The following is a 16,289-nucleotide window of genomic DNA, read 5'->3' as shown; positions in this document are numbered from 1 at the left end:
TACGGTCCGGCGGAGATCGGGATCCGGGCAATCGAGACCCGTATCGACGCCTATTCGTGACGTCCACGCCGACGACGACCGTGCTCAACTACGTGACGACGAATCCGGGAAAGGTCAGGGAGGCGGAGAGCTATCTCCGAGACGGCACCGTCGCCCAGCTCGATTTCGATTACACTGAGATCCAAGCCGCCGAGCTCGCACCGATCGCCGCTCGCGGCGCTCGGGAGGCGTATCGAGCGGCGGACGGACCCGTCCTCGTCGACGATGCGGGACTGTTCATCGAGGCGCTCGACGGGTTCCCCGGCCCGTACTCCTCGTACGTCGAGGACACGCTCGGCGTCGAGCGGGTGTGGGACATTTCGCGCGACCTCGATGACCGTCGGTCCGCGTTCCGGTGTACCCTCGCGTACTGTGACGGCGAGGCGTTCGCTGCCAGCCCCGATCCGGTCGATCGCGGTGACCGTGTCGCCGCCGCGGCCACGGGGCCGAGCGATCGGAACGCCGCCGACACGGACGCCGAAGAGGAGGCGGACGCCGATGCCACGCTTCCGGTCAAACTGTTCGAGGGATACGTTCCGGGCCGGATCGTCGCACCCCGCGGCGATGGCGGGTTCGGCTACGATCCCATATTCGAACACGGTGACGAGACGTTCGCGGAGATGGACACCGAGCGGAAGAACGCGGTCTCACACCGGGGTCGAGCGCTGGAGAAGTTCGCCGAGTGGTACGCGGACCGATAGCGACTACCGCTCCGGGGTGCGACGTCGAGCGAGTGCGGCCTCCCCCGCGACTGTTTATAAGTGATACCGAGCCACCTCCGTTCGTGCTCTCTCGACTCGTCCCGGAGCGGTCCGCGGGTGCGCGACACGTCGCTTCGGGATCCGCGGTTGGACCTTCGGGACCTGCGAACGTGTCGCCTGCTCGATCCCGGACCGCCCGGACGCGCCGTCCTCAAAAGCGGGGATCCCTGTCGGGTCCCGGATACTCGCCGCCGACGACGGTCGGATAGAGTCGCTCCGCGGAGAACACGGTGGCGAACGCGCGCGGTTCGCGGACGCTCACGGGCATCCGGTCCCGGAGTCCGGCGGCAGCGACGGGCCCTGTGAGCGAGTCGTCGAGGCTGATCACCTGCATCGCCCCACCGCGATACGCGGACGCCAGCGCGGGGTGATCGCCCTCGGGGTGATCGACCGGATCCCGCCACGTCTCCAGTTTCTCGCGCCAGTCCGCCGCGAGCGACGGGTCGGACAGCGACGCGATCACGGCCTCGGCATCGTCCAAGAGCGCGTCGCTCGCGACGAGCGTCGTCCACGAGTGACGACGAAGCTCGTCGAGCGCGTCGCGTGCCGCGCCCCCGACCAGCAGGTCCGCCGCGAGCACGTCGGCGTCGGCGACGACGCGGGCCGGACTCGGCTCGGGCGGATCGCTATCGTCCGTCATCGGTCGTCACCACGTTCGGATCGTCGCTCGTCGAGCGCCTCGCGGACGGTCTCCTCGTCGACGGTGTACTCGACCGCCCGGTCGAACAGCTCCGCGAAGGTCATACGCGGATCTCCTCGGGACCGTACATCGGCCTTACGGAGGAGTCCGCCGACGACTGCGCCGACGACGAACGCGATCCCGACGTTCGCCGCCACGCCGAGGACGCCGACGCCGACCGTGAGGAGTCGGTCGTCGCTCTCCATCGACACCCGAGCCAGTTCGACCGCGACGAGAACGAGGAGAACTCCGAGGACGGCCATCGGGAACGCGACGACGACGACGGCGATCAACGCCAGTGCGAGGTACCCGACGCCGAGGATCACGTTCGCGCCACCGGTTCGTGCTCCGAACGCGTGTTTCCCCGCGAGTCCGCCGCTTCCGTGACACATCGGGAGCCCGCCCATCGGAAGGGCGGCGAGGGTCATCACACCCATGCTCTCGGCGAGGCGGTCGGCCGACACCTCCTCGTCGAACAGGTCCGAGCAGAGCAGCGCCGTCGCGACGGCGGCGTTCCCGACCGTCATGGCCAGCTGTGCGGCCGCCCCCTCGAGTGCACCCACGGTGAACGACGGTCCACCGCTGGCGAACACCGTGATATCCGGAAGCGTCGGCGTCGGAACGCCACCGAGGAACACGGCGACCGCTCCGCCGATCCCCAAGACGACCAACGCGCTCGCGTCTCGGTAGCCCGCGAGCGCGACGAGCAGGACGACCGCGGTCGCCGCCGCGGCGACCGGCGGGTTCCCCGCGGCGAGTTGCAGCCCCGTGACTCCTAACAGGAGCGCGACCGCGAGCTGGATCCCGCGAACGACGGGAAGCCCGACGACCCGTTCGATCGCACCGACGACCCCGTATCGCCCGGCAACGAGCAACACGACGCCCGCGATCAGCCCCGCGGCGACGAGTTCGCCGAGCGAGATCGCTCCCGCGATCGCCAGCCCGGCGAGCGCCTTCATCGGCTCGACCGACAGCGGGATCCCGTAGACGATCCCCCAGACGATCTGGAAAACGCCGAACGCGACAAGCGTGTGCGCGAGCGACAGCGGCGTCAACAGCGCGAGCGACACGACGATCGGGAGGACCGTAATCGAATCTCCTAACGCTCCTGTGAGCTCGTTGAGATCGATCCGGACCCCGGCCCCCGTCGTTTCTCCCGCAGTACCCATGTAAACAGTGGTTTTCTCCGCATACTAATCCGTTTCCAGTAACGAGAATACGTCTCTCTGCATCAAATTGATAACGGTTATCAGTCACACCGTCTTCGAGGGACGTTTCGGCTCAGCCGTCAAACTGATCGATCAGTCCGCCCATGACCTTCGCCTCCGCACGGGAGAGGTGTTCCCAGACGGTCGTCGAGCCGAGCCCCACCGCCTCGGCGACGTCCTCGATGCCGACACCGCTCTGGTGTTCGTAGTAGCCCATCTCGATGGCGGTCGCGAGCACCTCTCGCTGCCGCCGCGTGAGGTCCTCGAGGAATCTGGTCATCTCGAGCTGTGGCGGGCGGTCCACGTCGGACAGTGCCACGTTCCTGACGAGTTCGACCTCGTTCCCGCCGCGTTCCAGCTCGCGCATCACCGCCGAGAGGTCGTCGTCGTCCGCTAGATACAGCGTCCATCGTTCGATCCCCGCCTTGATCGTCGTTCCCGTCCGATAGTGGATCCCCATGTCCGAGAGCCGCTCGGAGATGCTGTCCCACTTCTCGACGTCGATGACCAGCGCGACGTACACGCGCTCGCCCTCCAGCGGCGAGAGCGGCTCCGCCTCGATCACCGAGTCGGCCTCGCGAAACTCGGCGAGGAATCCCTCGATCTCCTCGCTCGGACCGCGGAGCTCGTTGATCCGCTTCCGCTCGGACATGCGTCCCGTCATCGACGACACGGAACGGAACGTGACGTTCGGATACCGAGCGCTCACGTCTGACTCCGGCTCGCCGTGATGGCGGATCCGTAGCGACACCTCGCGCATACCGCTGGTAGGCGGCCACGAGGCAAAGCGATTTCGCCCGAACCGCGGTCGAGGCGAGCGTGGCTTCGACGAACGTATCCCGGAGGGACGGTGTGCCGTGCGTTTATCAGACGGCATCGCGTACGTCTCCAGAATGGCCGATCGGGCCTCCCGTGAACAGCGACCGACCGACGAGCGAAGCGTGGTCGACGACGGCCTCAAGCGCCGGTTGATGGAGGCGTACTTGAACGACGAGGAGGACGCGCTCGTCGTCACTGCGGTTCGGGCGGAGGCGGACGGGGCGGACGTCGTCGTGGAGATGCGCCCACCGCACGGCGATACGACGCACACGGAACGGTTCGCCGGACCGAAACACGGCTCCTTGGACGAGTGCGAAGATCTCTTGGCGTTTCTGGAGGCTGCGGGCGTCTCACCGCTCGAGATCGACGACGTCGTCGGCACGCGCATCCCGGCGACGTTCGACGCCGAGACGGGATGGCAGGTCGACGAGGCGTACGTCCCGCGAGATGACGGGGAGTCGTCCGGTGCGTCCCGAGTCGGATCGAGCGGTGGGGACGTGGTCGAGTGGCTCCGAACGTACCGCAACTGGCTGCTTGTGGTCCTGATCGTTGGAGTCGAACTGCTGTTCGTGGTCGTGTTGATCCTGCTGTTCGCGTGACCGGCCGGGGTCGGACTTGGGGTGAGGCCGCCCGGTCCACGGAGCCGGCGCTCACCGTCGTCGCGGTTCGGATAGGATAGGTGGTGTTACTCGATGTGGCCTTCGCGCCGGAGCTGGTCCGCGTCCTCGTCGCTGTAGCGCCACTCGACGTTCGCTTTCTCGTCCTGCCAGGACCACGGTTCGGCGACGACGACGTCGCCCTCGTTGATCCACGTGCGGTACTTCATGCGACCGGGGATTCGGCCGAGTCGTTCCTTCCCGTCCACACAGCGGAGGCGGACGTGATTGCCGCCGAGGTGCTCTGTGACGACGGCGAACACTTCGTCGCTCGAGGGCATACGGAGGTTCCGTCGCCCGGATTCTTCGCTCACAGGCGTTGTAGTACCCACACCCTGATAAGTCATTGGAGACGCGTGCTATCGACGCTCGCTGTCGTCGCTCACCATCGTCGATGCGACGGCAACGCGAGCGCCCCGTCCGTGTGAACGCCGCGTTGACCTGCACGAACGTGGCCGACTCGTCACCGAACTCGTCGACGACGTGGTCGGTTTCGATCCCGTCGAACCGTTCGCCGCGCGTCAGCCATCCGCACGGATCCACTAGGGAGCGGGACAGCCCCGTTCTCTCTCGGAACTGTCCGTTCGAACTTCGCCGACACGGAGGACCGCCGAGCGAAGCCTTCAAAACGTGCCGAGGCGTCGGTGACGACATGGAAGAGATGATCCTCGACGAGGACGACGAGATGCTCGCGCCAGCCGTCGTCGTCGCGACGATCGCGCTGATCGGCGTGTTCGTCGTCGGTGCGCTCTATCAGATCGTCGGGCTCGCACTCTGAATCCGGTCGGGAGAACGACGGTCGGGAGGTTCAGTCGGCGCGGACGACGTCGGCTTCGAGGACGCCGACACCGTCGACTTCGGCCCGCACGGTGTCGCCGTCCTCGATCACGCCGGCACCGGGCGTTCCCGTCGAGATCACGTCGCCGGGTTCCAGCGTCATCACTCGAGAGTGGAACGCGACGAGTTCGGGCGGCGAGAACAGCATCCGGTCCAGCGTCTTCTCCGAGACGGTCTCGTCGTTGATCACGGTCCGCACCGTGACGTCGTCGAGCCGATCGATCGTCGCCGGTGCCGAGAGCCACGGACCGACGACGAGGAACGTGTCGTAGCTCTTCGATCGCGTGAGGAAGCGCGGGTTCCGCTGAAGGACGTCCTCCGCGGTCATATCGATGATCGGGACGAAGCCGGCGACGACGTCACCGAACGCCGCGGCGTCGACGTCGCGACAGGTTCGTCCGATCACGACGCCGAGTTCGGCCTCCGCGGTGACTCGCGACGACTCCTCGGTGGGCGGGAGTCGAATCGGACCACCCGGCGCGGTCAGCGTGGTCCGCGGCTTCATGAAGCTCGCCGGTTCCTCGGGACGGGCCTCGTCGAGGTCCGCCGCGTGGTCGGCGTAATTGAGCCCGATCCCCCACAGCTTCCCGGGATCGAACGGCGTCGAGAACCGGAGGTCCTCGGTCGGCGTTCGCGACGCCGGGAGGTCGTCGATCGTGGGGAGGTCGGCTCCGAGCGCGTCGTTCGTCGTTTCGTACCCCGCGGTCGCCAGCGGGACGAAGCCACCGTCGTCGCCGACGAGCGGTCGTCCCTCGACCGTTCGTGCCAGGCGATAGTTCTCCGAGGTCATGCGCTCGCTCACAGGTTCGCGTTGCCCGCACCGCCGTCGATGACGATCGACTGGCCGTTGATGAATCCGGACTTCGGCGAGGAGAGGAACGCGACCGTGTTGCCGAGTTCGATCGGGTCACCGACGCGCCCGAGCGGGTTCTTCGCCCAGTCCTGGATCCCCTCGTCGTAGGAGTCGTACTCGCCGCGCTCGATCGCCTGCTCGACGAGATCGGTGATCCGGCTCGTCTCGTGGGGGCCCGGGAGGACCGCGTTCGCCCGGACGTCGGGCGCGAGCTCGCTCGACAGAGTCTTCTCCAGCCCGATGACGCTCATTCTGACGGCGTTCGACAACACGAGCCCGTCGATCGCTTCCTTCACGGAGCGCGAGGCGACGTTGACGATCGTCCCGCCGTCGCCCTCCTGGAGCGGATCCGCACACTTCCGCGTCAGTCGGACGACGCTCATCACGAGCAGCTCGTAGGCGTGTTCCCAGTCGTCGTCGTCGGTGTCCAGGAACGCGCCGGACGGCGGTCCGCCCGCCGACGTGACGAGGTGGTCGAGCCGTCCGAACTCGTCGAGCGTCGTGTCGACGAGCTCGTCGATGTCCTCTTCGACGGTGAGATCGCCCTGTACGGCGACGACGCGAGCGTCACCTGCGGCCTCCGCTTCCAGTTCGTCTTTCGCGTCCGCGAGTCGGTCGGCGTCCCGACCGTTGATCACGACGTTTGCTCCCTCCCGAACGAGCGCGGTCGCGGCGGCGAATCCGAGTCCACTGCTCGATGCGGTCGTCAACGCGACGTTGCCCTCGATATCAAGGTCCATACGATCCGACTCACTCCGAGACGGTTTAACCGTTGCCGACTCGGCGCGCCCCGCCGAGGTCACTGCGTTTAAAAGGTTCGACGGTGGCTGTCGGGACGCTCATTACCCCGCCGATACACTCGCACGTATGGACGAACGACACGCGTTCGACGACGGAGGGACGTCGGATGGTCGGTGAGGCCCGCGACCCATCGGGCGAGACGGGACCGCTCGACGGCGTCACGGTGCTCGACGCCTCGCGGGTGCTCGTCGGCCCGTTCTGTACCATGCAACTCGGCGACCTCGGCGCGGACGTGATCAAGATCGAGCGCCCCGGCGCGGGCGATCAGACCCGGACCTGGCGGCCGCCCGTCTTCGGCGACGGCGACGACGGCGAGAGCGCCTACTACGTCAGCGTCAACCGTAACAAGCGCTCGCTCGAGTTGAACCTCGCGAGCGACGCCGGACGGGCGGTGTTCCGCGATCTGGCACGGGAGGCGGACGTGCTCGTGGAGAACTTCCGCGTCGGAAAGATGGCCGACTGGGGGCTCGACTACGCCGACCTCGTCGACGACAACCCCGGACTCGTGTACTGTGGGATCTCCGGCTACGGCGAGTGGGGTCCCGACCGCGATAAGCCGGCGTACGACATCATGATGCAGGCTCGCGGCGGGTTCATGTCGATCACCGGGATGGAGGACGGAGCGCCGGTCCGGATCGGCGTCGCGCTCGCGGACATCGGTGCGGGGATGTACGCGACGCAGGCGATCCTCGCGGCGCTGCTCGACCGCGAACTCGGCGACGGTGAGGGACAGAAGATCGACGTGAGCCTGCTCGACGGACAGGCCGCGTGGACCAGCTACATGGCGACCAACTACTTCGCGAGCGGCGAACCGCCGGGACGGATGGGGAGCAAGCATCCGAACATCGCCCCGTATCAGGCGTTCGAAACCGTCGACGGCTACGTCGTCGTCGCCTGTTCGTCGGACGCGTTCTGGCCCCGCCTCTGCGAGGCGTTGGACCGCCCGGACCTGCTCGCCGACGAGCGGTTCGAAACCAACGAGAAGCGGGTCAGACACCGCGACGTGCTCGATGCCGAACTCGATGCCGTGTTCGCCGAACTGACGACCCGGGAGGCGGTCGACCTGCTGGAGGCCAACGACGTCCCCGCCAGCCACGTTCGCGACATGGCGGAGCTGTTCGACGACCCGCAGATCGAGGCGCGCGACATGCGCGTCGACGTCGACCATCCGACGGCCGGGACGGTCACGATGCCCGGGTCCCCGATGAAGTTCTCGCGGACGCCGACGACGGTCCGCCAGCACCCGCCGACGCTCGGCGAGCACACGGAGACGATCCTCCGCGAGTACGGCTACGGGGACGACGACCTCGCACGACTGCGGACGGAGGGAGCGATCCCCGACGGTGCGTAGTCGAACAGAAACGGACGGAGCGGACGAAAGGGACGGAGCGGACGAAAGGGACGGAGCGGACGAAAGGGACGGAGCGGACGAAAGGGACGGAGCGGACGAAAGGGACGGAGCGGACGAAAGGGACGGAGCGGACGAAAGGGCCGAGGCCGCTCAGTCCTCTTCGACGACTTCGGGGTCCTCGAGGGCGGTCTGAAGCGAGTCGAGGCCGTTGACCCACTCGGAGACGAGGCCGTACTCCAGCTCCTCGACCAGATCGATGTCGAGCGGTTCGCCGTCGATCACGCGCGTCCCGGCCTGTACGACGTAGCCGAGCGCGGCGTCGAGGTCTTCTTCCGCTTCCGCGGCCGCGGCCGCGCGAACGAACTCCTCGACGTCGCCGTCGACGACGCCGCCGACCACGTACTCCTCGGTCGCATAAAAGACGGGGACGAGCGAGGTCTGGACGCCGTCGATGAGCATCACCTTGTCCTCGTCGTCGAACGAGACCTCCGCGAGAACGATGTCCCGGACGGTGTGGATCTCCTCGACGGCACGGTCCTCGTCGATGCGTCCGTCGTCGAGCGCCGCGAGGATCTTCGCGATCGCGATCGCGGCGTCGTCCTGAAGGTTCAACAGGAGTCGAGCGGAGTCCTCGTTTTCGGGGTCCAGTTCCTCCTCCTCGACGCGGGTAAGCCAGTTCTGCCAGCGTTCGTCGGAGTAGAACGTCTCCACGGCCTCGTCGTCGGTCATACACCATACGTCTCCCGGACCACTCAAATGCCTTTCCTATCAGCGTCCCCGAGAGAGCGCGTCACACCCTCGAAGACGCCGAGTGGATACGTCGCGGAGTGGACACGTGGCGGTCACGATCGCGTCGATTCCGTGTCGATCCCGTACACCGCGGCCGGCGTCTCGACGTGCGCGCGCCACATGGCGTCGTCGTACCCCTCCGCCAGTAACCATCGGACGCGCCGGGGAACGGTTTTCGGACCCAGCACCGCACCGGGCTTGTCCGGATCATCGACGAAGTCCGTCTCCATCAGGAACGGCTCGCCCGATTCCGCGGCCCGGATCAGCCGGTCCGTCTCGCTCATCACGCTCGGGATCGGTCCCGCAAGGCGACCGGCCGCGTAGTGTTTCACGACTCGTCCCGGATCGAGGCCGGCGTCGACGGCCGCTTCAGCGACGTCGGTCAGGTCCTCGCTGGCCTCCGTGTGCAACTGGACCGCGCAGTCGAGGTCCGTCGCGCGCGCGAACGCGTGCGCCATGACCTCGTTCGAGGCGTCCCACACGGCGTCGGTCACCTCGTAGTGCGGCCGCCCGGACTTCAACGCGAGCGCGCGCCCGGCCGAGACGAACTCGGCCGCGACGTCGAGTCCGCCACACATCAGGGCCCGCGCCTCGTCCGGTTCGAACCCCCGCTCGTCGACGAGTCGGGTGATCAGTCCGGGATGAACGCCGAGGACCGGCCACGCGCGACCCGGAAGGACCTCGTTGGCCGCCTCGACGGCCGCGATCGTCTCCTCGAAGACGGCGCGGAACTCCGCCGGGTCGTCCGCCTCGACGCCGAGGTGCCACGACGGTTTGTTGACGACGAGCAGATGGGTGCCGCCGAGGTGGACAAACTCCTCGACGGCGTCGATCCCTCTCCCGTGCCGCGGATCGAGGTGGAGATGGTTGTCGAGTACCGGCTGGTCGAGGTCGTCGATCATACCCCATCATGGGCGACCGCGCCGCATAGGGGTTGTGTGTCGATTCCGACCGAACGAGTCCGCGTCGATTTCGGCCGATCGAGTCCGACGTGTGTACACCCCCGATCGTTTATATACGGAGCGGCAGCGAGTGAACACGTACCGATGGAGGAGAGTCACCGCAGTGACGGTTCGAGCACCGTGGCGGAGCCGTTTCGTCTCCTCGGAGCGCTCGCGACCGTCGTCGCGCTCGGCGGGATCGCGGTGGCGACGGTGCTGGATCCGACGTTCTCGTGGACCGGCGACGCGCTCTCGGATCTGGGCGTCCGCGAGCGGAGCGCGCCAGTGTTCAACGGCGGGCTGATCCTCGGAGGCGGCGTCGGGGTCGTCTACGCGGCCGGACTGTGGCGGCTCGGCGACGCGGGCGACCGGTCCGTCGCGCTCGCTCGCGTGCGAGCGGTCGCCTTCGCGCTGTCGATGGTCGCGATGGCGGGGATCGGTGCGTACGATCTCACGCAACCGCTCCACGGCCCCGCGGCGATCGGGTTCTACGCGCTGATCACCGCCGTGTTCGCGATCGATGGGATCGCTCGCCGCCGGACGACGACCGGGCGCGTGACGCTCGCGTTCGTTCCCGTCCACGTCGTCGTGTGGGCGACGTTCCTCCTCGGGCTCTGGCCCGTGTCCGGACTCGCGTTGCCAGAACTTCCGGGTGCGCTCATGCTCGCGGCGTGGGTGTGGTTCGTCGGTCCGCTCCGAGTCGTCGACACCGCGCGGGCTCCGACGTGATTGGAGTGCTTCGGCGTGACCGGAGTGCTTCGGCGTGACCGGAGTGCTTCGGCGTGACCGGAGTGCTTCGGCGTGACCGGAGTGCTTCGACGTGACCGGAGTGCTTCGACATGACTGAACTACCTCGACCCGCGATTCCGGAGTGATCGCGAACCGACGGAGGAAAACCGCTGGCCCCCGTTCGGCCGGTAATGGACGTTCGATTCCTCGGCGGTGCTCGCGAGGTCGGCCGGAGCGCCGTTCTCGTGAACGACTCGCTGCTTCTCGATTTCGGTCTGCTGACCGCTGACCCTCCGCTGTTCCCCGTCGAAACCCCCGACCCAGACGCGGTCGTCGTCTCCCACGGCCACCTCGATCACGTCGGGTCGGTTCCGGCGCTTCTGTCCGGCTCGGATCGCCCGCCGATCCATTGGACGCCGCCGACGTTCGAGCTCGCGCTGGCGCTCGGTCGCGACACGCTCAAACTCCACGGCGGGACGTACGCCTGCCCGTTCATCCACGACGACCTCAAGCGCGTCTCCGAGGTGTCCGAGACGCACGGGTACCGCGAGTCGTTCTCGGCGGCGGGCCACGAGGTGACGTTCTTCGACGCGGGCCACATCCCGGGCAGCGCACACGTCCTCGTCGACGACGGGGAGACGAGACTGCTGTACACCGGCGACTTCCACACGGACGACCAGCGGATCGTCGCAGGCACGACCGCGCGGCCGGACGCCGACGTCGTTATCTGTGAGAGCACGTACGCCGACGTCGAACACGGCGACCGTACGGCGATCGAAGAGCGGTTCGTCGAGAGCGTCGAGACGACGCTGTGGGAGGGCGGGACCGTCGTCGTCCCCGCGTTCGCGATCGGTCGCACACAGGAACTGCTTCTCGTGTGTGAGGCGTACGACGTCCCGTGCTACGTCGACGGGATGGGACAGGCGGTGACCGAGACGCTCCTTCGTCACCCGGAGTTCGTCCGGGACCCGGAGGCGCTCCGCCGGGCGAAGTCACACGCGCGCTTCGTTACCGGGCGGGACGGCCAGCGGAAGCGGATCGCGGCGCAGCAGGCGGCGATCGTTACGACGAGCGGGATGCTCTCGGGCGGGCCGGCGATGACGTACCTCCCGGAGATCGCCGGGGACCCGACGAACAAGGTGACGATGACGGGGTATCAGGTACAGGGGACGCCGGGTCGCGAGCTGATGGAGACAGGGAGCGCCGAGATCGACGGCCGGCGACTGACCGTGAGCGCGCGGGTTGAGGGGTACGACTTCTCCGCGCACGCCGACCGCGACGGCCTGCGGTCGTTCCTCGCGAGCTACGAGGACGCGGCGGTGCTCGTCGTCCATGGCGACGACACCGAGGGGTTCGCCGAGCGACTGCGCGGGGAGGGAATCGCGGCGAGCGCGCCGGAACTGGGGGCACGGGTGGACGTCGGATCGCAGCGCCGACGCTGACTGCGTCGTCGGCCGCCCACCCTGCTGCCGTGCGACCGGGGATCGCCCGCCCGAATCGGAACCACTACGGCGAACCACCGCAACCTCTCGCCCATGCAACTGGGCGTCATCGGACTCGGACGGATGGGGCAGATCGTCGCGAACAGATCCGTGGAGGCGGGCCACGACGTGGTCGCCTTCGACCTCTCCGCGGAGGCGACGGCGACCGCGGCGGAGAACGGTGCGGAGCCGGCGGACTCCGTCGCCGATCTCGCTGACCGACTCGGCGACGACAAGCGGATCTGGCTGATGGTCCCCGCGGGCGACGCGGTCGACGCCACGCTCGCGGACCTGGAACCGCACGTCGGCGGCGACGACGTGATCGTCGACGGCGGCAACTCGCACTTCGCGGAGTCGGTCCGCCGAGCCGAGGAGACGGACGCCGCCTACCTCGACTGTGGGACCTCCGGCGGCCCGGCGAGCGCCGAGGAGGGGTTCTCGCTGATGGTCGGCGGTCCCGAGTGGGCCTACGAGGCGCTCGTTCCCGTCTTCGATGCGGTCGCGACCGGACCGGACGGCCACGGCCACATGGGCGAGTCGGGCGCGGGCCACTACGTGAAGATGGTCCACAACGGCGTCGAGTACGCGCTGATGCAAGCGTACGGCGAGGGGTTCGAGCTGCTCGCGGACGGGCGGTACGACCTCGAGATGGAGTCGGTCGCACGGACGTGGAACAACGGCGCGGTGATCCGGTCGTGGCTGCTGGAGCTCTGCGAGGAGGCGTTCCGCGAGGAAGGCAACGACCTCGGCGACGTCGCCGACCACGTCGCCGGCGGGTCCACGGGGACGTGGACCGTCGAGGAGGCGCTCGAACGGGAGGTGCCCGTCCCGCTCATCTACCAGGCGCTCGCCGAGCGATTCGACTCCCGGAACGAGGGGCGGTACTCCCGGCGGCTCGCGAACCGACTGCGGTACGGGTTCGGTCGCCACGACGTGAAACGAGAATAGTCCGTGTCGGCGGTCGCTGTCTCGCGTGTCGTCGCGTCCCGCCATCAAACAACACTTATGCCGATCCTCCGGCTTTCCGAGAGTATGAGCGAGACGGACGCGCAGGCCGACGTGACGGTCGTCCTCCCGGACGGATCAGAGCTGGACGTTCCGGCGGGAGCGACCGTCGAGGACGTCGCCTACGAGATCGGCCCCGGACTCGGCCGCGACACGGTCGCGGGGAAGATCGACGGCGAACTCGTCGAGAAATACGCGCCGGTCCACGACGGCGCGCGGATCGAGATCGTGACCGATCAGTCGGACGAGTACCTGCAGGTGCTCCGCCACTCGGCGGCGCACGTGTTCGCGCAGGCGCTCCAGCGGCTCCACCCGGAGGCCACCCTCACGATCGGTCCCTACACGGACGAAGGGTTCTACTACGACGTCACCGACGTCGACCTCGACGAGAGCGACCTGGACGCCGTCGAAGCCGAGATGGACGCGATCATCGAGGCGGACTACGACATCGAGCGCGTGGTCCGATCCCGTGAGGAGGCGATGGATATCTACGCGGACAACGAGTTCAAACGCGAGATCCTCGACGACGAGGCGTCCGGTGAGGAGGTCACCTTCTACGAGCAGGACGACTGGCAGGACCTCTGTCAGGGCCCGCACGTCGAGTCGACCGGCGAGATCGGTGCGGCGACCCTCCTCGAGGTCTCCGCCGCCTACTGGCGGGGAGACGAGGACAACGAGACGTTGACGCGCGTGTACGGGACCGCGTTTGCCTCGGAGTCCGACCTCGAGGAGTACCTCGACATGCGCGAGGCGGCCGCCGAGCGCGACCACCGGAAGATCGGTCAAGAGATGAACCTCTTTTCGATCCCGACCGTGACGGGACCGGGGCTTCCCCTGTATCATCCGCCCGGGAAGACCGTGCTCCGTGAGCTTTCGAACTTCGCGAACGAGCTCAACCGCGATCACGGCTACGAGGAGGTCGAGACGCCCCACGTGTTCCGGACGGAGCTGTGGAAGCAGTCCGGCCACTACGAGAACTACAAAGACGACATGTTCCTCCTCGACGTCAACGACGAGGAGTACGGGCTCAAGCCGATGAACTGTCCGGGTCACGCGACGATCTTCGACCAGCAGTCGTGGTCGTACCGCGACCTCCCGCAGCGCTACTTCGAGAACGGGAAGGTGTACCGGAAAGAGCAGCGCGGCGAGCTCTCGGGGCTCTCTCGCGTCTGGTCGTTCACCATCGACGACGGTCACCTGTTCGTCCGTCCCGACCAGATCCGTCGGGAGATCGAGTCGGTGATCGAGATGATCTTCACGGTCGTCGAGACGCTCGATCTGGACGTCGACGTCTCCCTCGCGACCCGGCCGGACAAGTCCGTTGGCGGCGACGAGATCTGGGAGTCCGCCGAGGAGCAACTCCGCGACGTGCTCGAGTCCGGCGGCTACGACTACGACGTCGAGCCCGGCGACGGGGCGTTTTACGGCCCAAAGATCGACTTCGGCTTCGAGGACGCCTTGGGTCGCGTCTGGGACGGTCCGACCGTCCAACTCGACTTCAACATGCCGGAGCGGTTCGATCTGACGTACACGGGCGAGGACAACGAGGAGCACCAGCCGGTGATGATCCACCGCGCGCTGTACGGCAGCTACGAGCGCTTCTTCATGGTGCTGATCGAGCACTTCGACGGCAACTTCCCGCTGTGGCTCGCGCCCGAGCAGGTCCGGATACTCCCCGTCTCCGACGCGACGCTCGGCTACGCACACAGGGTGAAGAACGCGCTCACCGAGGCGGGGTTCCGCGTCGAGGTCGAGGACCGCGACTGGACGGTCGGCCGCAAGATCCGCCAGAGCCACGACGACAGGCTCCCGTACATGGTCGTCGTCGGCGACGAGGAGGCCGAAGCCGGGACCGTCTCGGTCCGTGACCGCTTCGAGAACCAGCGCGGCGACGTCGAACTCGACGCGTTCGTCGACCACCTCGTCGACGAGCGAGCCGAGAAGCGGACGGAGCCGGACTTCGTCGACGAGTAGCGCGGCGCTCCCCTTTCGGAGCGTGCGGTCGGGGCGGCCACGGTCTCCTTTTCGGGTACCGCCGTGTTTTTGACACATGCCGTGGTACGCCGAGACATGAGTGACGCACCTGAACTGGTCGACGAGGAGCACACCGCACCGGACGTCGGCGAACTGCGGCCGCCGGACCGAACGCTGATGGGTCCCGGCCCGAGCGACGTTCACCCGCGGGTACTGAAAGCGATGAGTACGCCGCTCGTCGGCCATCTCGACCCCTCGTTCGTGGAGATCATGAACGAGGTCCAGGAGCTGCTCCGATACACGTTCCGGACGGACAACCAGTGGACGATTCCGGTGTCCGGGACCGGATCCGCGTCGATGGAGGCCGCCATCGGGAACCTCGTCGAGCCGGGCGACACGATGCTCGTTCCGACGAACGGCTACTTCGGCGGTCGGATGGCGTCGATGGCCCGCCGCGCGGGCGGCGAGGTCGTCGAGGTCGACGCACCGTGGGGCGAGCCGCTCGATCCCGTCGACGTCGAGGCCGCGTTCGACGAGCACCAGCCGGACGTGTTCGGGTTCGTCCACGCCGAGACGTCGACGGGCGTTCTCCAGCCGGGGGTTCCCGAGCTGACCGATATCGCTCACGCCCACGACGCGTACGTGATCGCCGACTGTGTCACGTCGCTCGGCGGCGTCGAGATGCGCGTCGACGAGTGGGACGTCGACGTCGCGTACTCGGGCCCACAGAAGTGTCTCTCGTGTCCGCCGGGCGCGAGCCCGCTGACGCTCAACGACCGGGCGATGAACAAGGTGCTCGACCGCGAGGAGGAGCCGCGGTCGTGGTATCTCGACCTCTCGCTGCTCGAGGGGTACTGGGGCGACGAGCGCGCGTACCACCACACCGCTCCGATCACGAACGTGTACGCCATCCGGGAGGCGTTGCGGCTCGTCGCCGAGGAGGGGATCGAGGACCGCTGGGACCGCCATCGCTCCGTGGCGGGCGATCTCAAGGCGGGACTCCAAGAGATGGGCCTGGAGATGAACGCGCCCGACGACTACTGGCTCCCGAGCCTCAACGCGGTCCGCGTGCCCGACGGCGTCGACGACGCCGCAGCCATCGACTACCTGCTCGAGGAGTACGACCTCGAGATCGCGTCCGGACTCGGTGATCTGGCGGGCGACATCTGGCGTATCGGTTGTATGGGGCACTCGGCGCGCCCGAAAAACGTCGAGTTCCTGCTGGCGACGTTGGAAGAAGCGCTCGCCGAACAGGGGTACGAGGCGTAGGACGGTCCGCGGACGTCCCGGCCGAAGCACTCTCACGCCGATCGGTTCGGCGGTGTGAGTTTCGTCGACCGCACGTAAAAAAGCGGAGCGACCGCGG

16 protein-coding genes and 1 pseudogene are annotated in these 16,289 nt (G+C 67.6%); 9 read left to right on the top strand and 8 right to left on the bottom strand.

The annotated features are described in order from the left end of the window. The first annotated feature begins 80 nt into the window (after nt 1-80). Nucleotides 81-740 (top strand): non-canonical purine NTP pyrophosphatase, encoded by a 660-nt coding sequence (locus ACNSN7_RS00575; RefSeq protein WP_418280193.1) that lies wholly within the window; start codon nt 81-83, stop codon nt 738-740. Nucleotides 741-951: 211 nt separating this feature from the next. Here the strand turns inward: ACNSN7_RS00575 and ACNSN7_RS00570 are convergent. The 3 genes and pseudogenes from ACNSN7_RS00570 to ACNSN7_RS00560 all read right to left on the bottom strand — a co-directional run. Then, nucleotides 952-1,425 (bottom strand): annotated as a pseudogene (locus ACNSN7_RS00570) (DUF7384 family protein); the annotation flags it as partial. An 11-nt stretch (nt 1,426-1,436) separates the two neighbouring features. Then, a complete protein-coding gene (locus tag ACNSN7_RS00565; RefSeq protein WP_418279904.1) occupies nt 1,437-2,648 on the bottom strand; it encodes a putative sulfate/molybdate transporter in 1,212 nt (403 codons plus the stop codon). A 112-nt stretch (nt 2,649-2,760) separates the two neighbouring features. Beyond that, nucleotides 2,761-3,447, bottom strand: a complete 687-nt coding sequence (locus ACNSN7_RS00560; RefSeq protein ID WP_418279903.1) for a helix-turn-helix domain-containing protein — start codon at nt 3,445-3,447, stop codon at nt 2,761-2,763. A gap of 133 nt (nt 3,448-3,580) precedes the next feature. On the opposite strand from ACNSN7_RS00560, the gene ACNSN7_RS00555 reads away from it, so the two are divergent. Continuing rightward, complete coding sequence (locus tag ACNSN7_RS00555; RefSeq protein ID WP_418280190.1) at nt 3,581-4,105, top strand: hypothetical protein; 525 nt, start codon at nt 3,581-3,583, stop codon at nt 4,103-4,105. A gap of 86 nt (nt 4,106-4,191) precedes the next feature. Here the strand turns inward: ACNSN7_RS00555 and ACNSN7_RS00550 are convergent, their stop codons facing one another. Further along, the gene (locus tag ACNSN7_RS00550) at nt 4,192-4,476 is read right to left on the bottom strand and encodes a translation initiation factor eIF-1A (protein ID WP_418279902.1); all 285 of its coding nucleotides are present in this window, start codon (nt 4,474-4,476) and stop codon (nt 4,192-4,194) included. A 338-nt stretch (nt 4,477-4,814) separates the two neighbouring features. Between ACNSN7_RS00550 and ACNSN7_RS00545 the strand changes: the two genes are divergently transcribed. Further along, entirely contained in the window at nt 4,815-4,940 is a 126-nt protein-coding gene (locus ACNSN7_RS00545; protein WP_418279901.1) for a hypothetical protein, read from the top strand. Between the two features lie 30 nt (nt 4,941-4,970). On the opposite strand, the gene ACNSN7_RS00540 is transcribed toward ACNSN7_RS00545, so the two are convergent. After that, a complete protein-coding gene (locus tag ACNSN7_RS00540) occupies nt 4,971-5,789 on the bottom strand; it encodes a fumarylacetoacetate hydrolase family protein (RefSeq protein WP_418280188.1) in 819 nt (272 codons plus the stop codon). A gap of 8 nt (nt 5,790-5,797) precedes the next feature. Continuing rightward, nucleotides 5,798-6,592 carry an SDR family oxidoreductase gene (locus ACNSN7_RS00535; protein ID WP_418279900.1) on the bottom strand — a complete coding sequence of 265 codons (795 nt, stop codon included), beginning with the start codon at nt 6,590-6,592 and terminating at the stop codon, nt 5,798-5,800. Between the two features lie 167 nt (nt 6,593-6,759). On the opposite strand from ACNSN7_RS00535, the gene ACNSN7_RS00530 reads away from it, so the two are divergent. Next, nucleotides 6,760-8,004, top strand: coding sequence for a CaiB/BaiF CoA transferase family protein (locus ACNSN7_RS00530; protein WP_418279899.1), 1,245 nt, complete (start codon nt 6,760-6,762; stop codon nt 8,002-8,004). A gap of 150 nt (nt 8,005-8,154) precedes the next feature. Here ACNSN7_RS00530 and ACNSN7_RS00525 read toward each other — a convergent pair whose 3' ends face one another. Further along, nucleotides 8,155-8,733, bottom strand: coding sequence for a DUF2150 family protein (locus tag ACNSN7_RS00525; protein ID WP_418279898.1), 579 nt, complete (start codon nt 8,731-8,733; stop codon nt 8,155-8,157). 113 nt (nt 8,734-8,846) lie between these two features. Beyond that, entirely contained in the window at nt 8,847-9,695 is an 849-nt protein-coding gene (locus ACNSN7_RS00520) for a TatD family hydrolase (RefSeq protein ID WP_418279897.1), read from the bottom strand. Nucleotides 9,696-9,839: 144 nt separating this feature from the next. Between ACNSN7_RS00520 and ACNSN7_RS00515 the strand changes: the two genes are divergently transcribed. From ACNSN7_RS00515 to ACNSN7_RS00495, 5 genes are all read left to right on the top strand, one after another. Beyond that, nucleotides 9,840-10,463 (top strand): DUF998 domain-containing protein, encoded by a 624-nt coding sequence (locus ACNSN7_RS00515; protein ID WP_418279896.1) that lies wholly within the window; start codon nt 9,840-9,842, stop codon nt 10,461-10,463. Nucleotides 10,464-10,654: 191 nt separating this feature from the next. After that, nucleotides 10,655-11,905, top strand: a complete 1,251-nt coding sequence (locus tag ACNSN7_RS00510) for an MBL fold metallo-hydrolase (RefSeq protein ID WP_418279895.1) — start codon at nt 10,655-10,657, stop codon at nt 11,903-11,905. Between the two features lie 54 nt (nt 11,906-11,959). Next, nucleotides 11,960-12,892, top strand: a complete 933-nt coding sequence (gene gnd / locus ACNSN7_RS00505; RefSeq protein WP_418280186.1) for a phosphogluconate dehydrogenase (NAD(+)-dependent, decarboxylating) — start codon at nt 11,960-11,962, stop codon at nt 12,890-12,892. Between the two features lie 84 nt (nt 12,893-12,976). Then, nucleotides 12,977-14,923 (top strand): threonine--tRNA ligase, encoded by a 1,947-nt coding sequence (gene thrS, locus ACNSN7_RS00500; protein WP_418279894.1) that lies wholly within the window; start codon nt 12,977-12,979, stop codon nt 14,921-14,923. A gap of 96 nt (nt 14,924-15,019) precedes the next feature. Beyond that, nucleotides 15,020-16,192: a pyridoxal-phosphate-dependent aminotransferase family protein gene (locus ACNSN7_RS00495; protein ID WP_418279892.1), complete on the top strand. Its 1,173-nt coding sequence runs from the start codon at nt 15,020-15,022 to the stop codon at nt 16,190-16,192. Nucleotides 16,193-16,289: the final 97 nt, after the last annotated feature.

Source organism: Halorubrum rarum (genome assembly GCF_048380895.1).
Taxonomy (GTDB): domain Archaea; phylum Halobacteriota; class Halobacteria; order Halobacteriales; family Haloferacaceae; genus Halorubrum.
The sequence above is the reverse complement of the archived record's forward strand: the minus strand, read 5'-3'. Positions and strand labels throughout refer to the sequence as shown.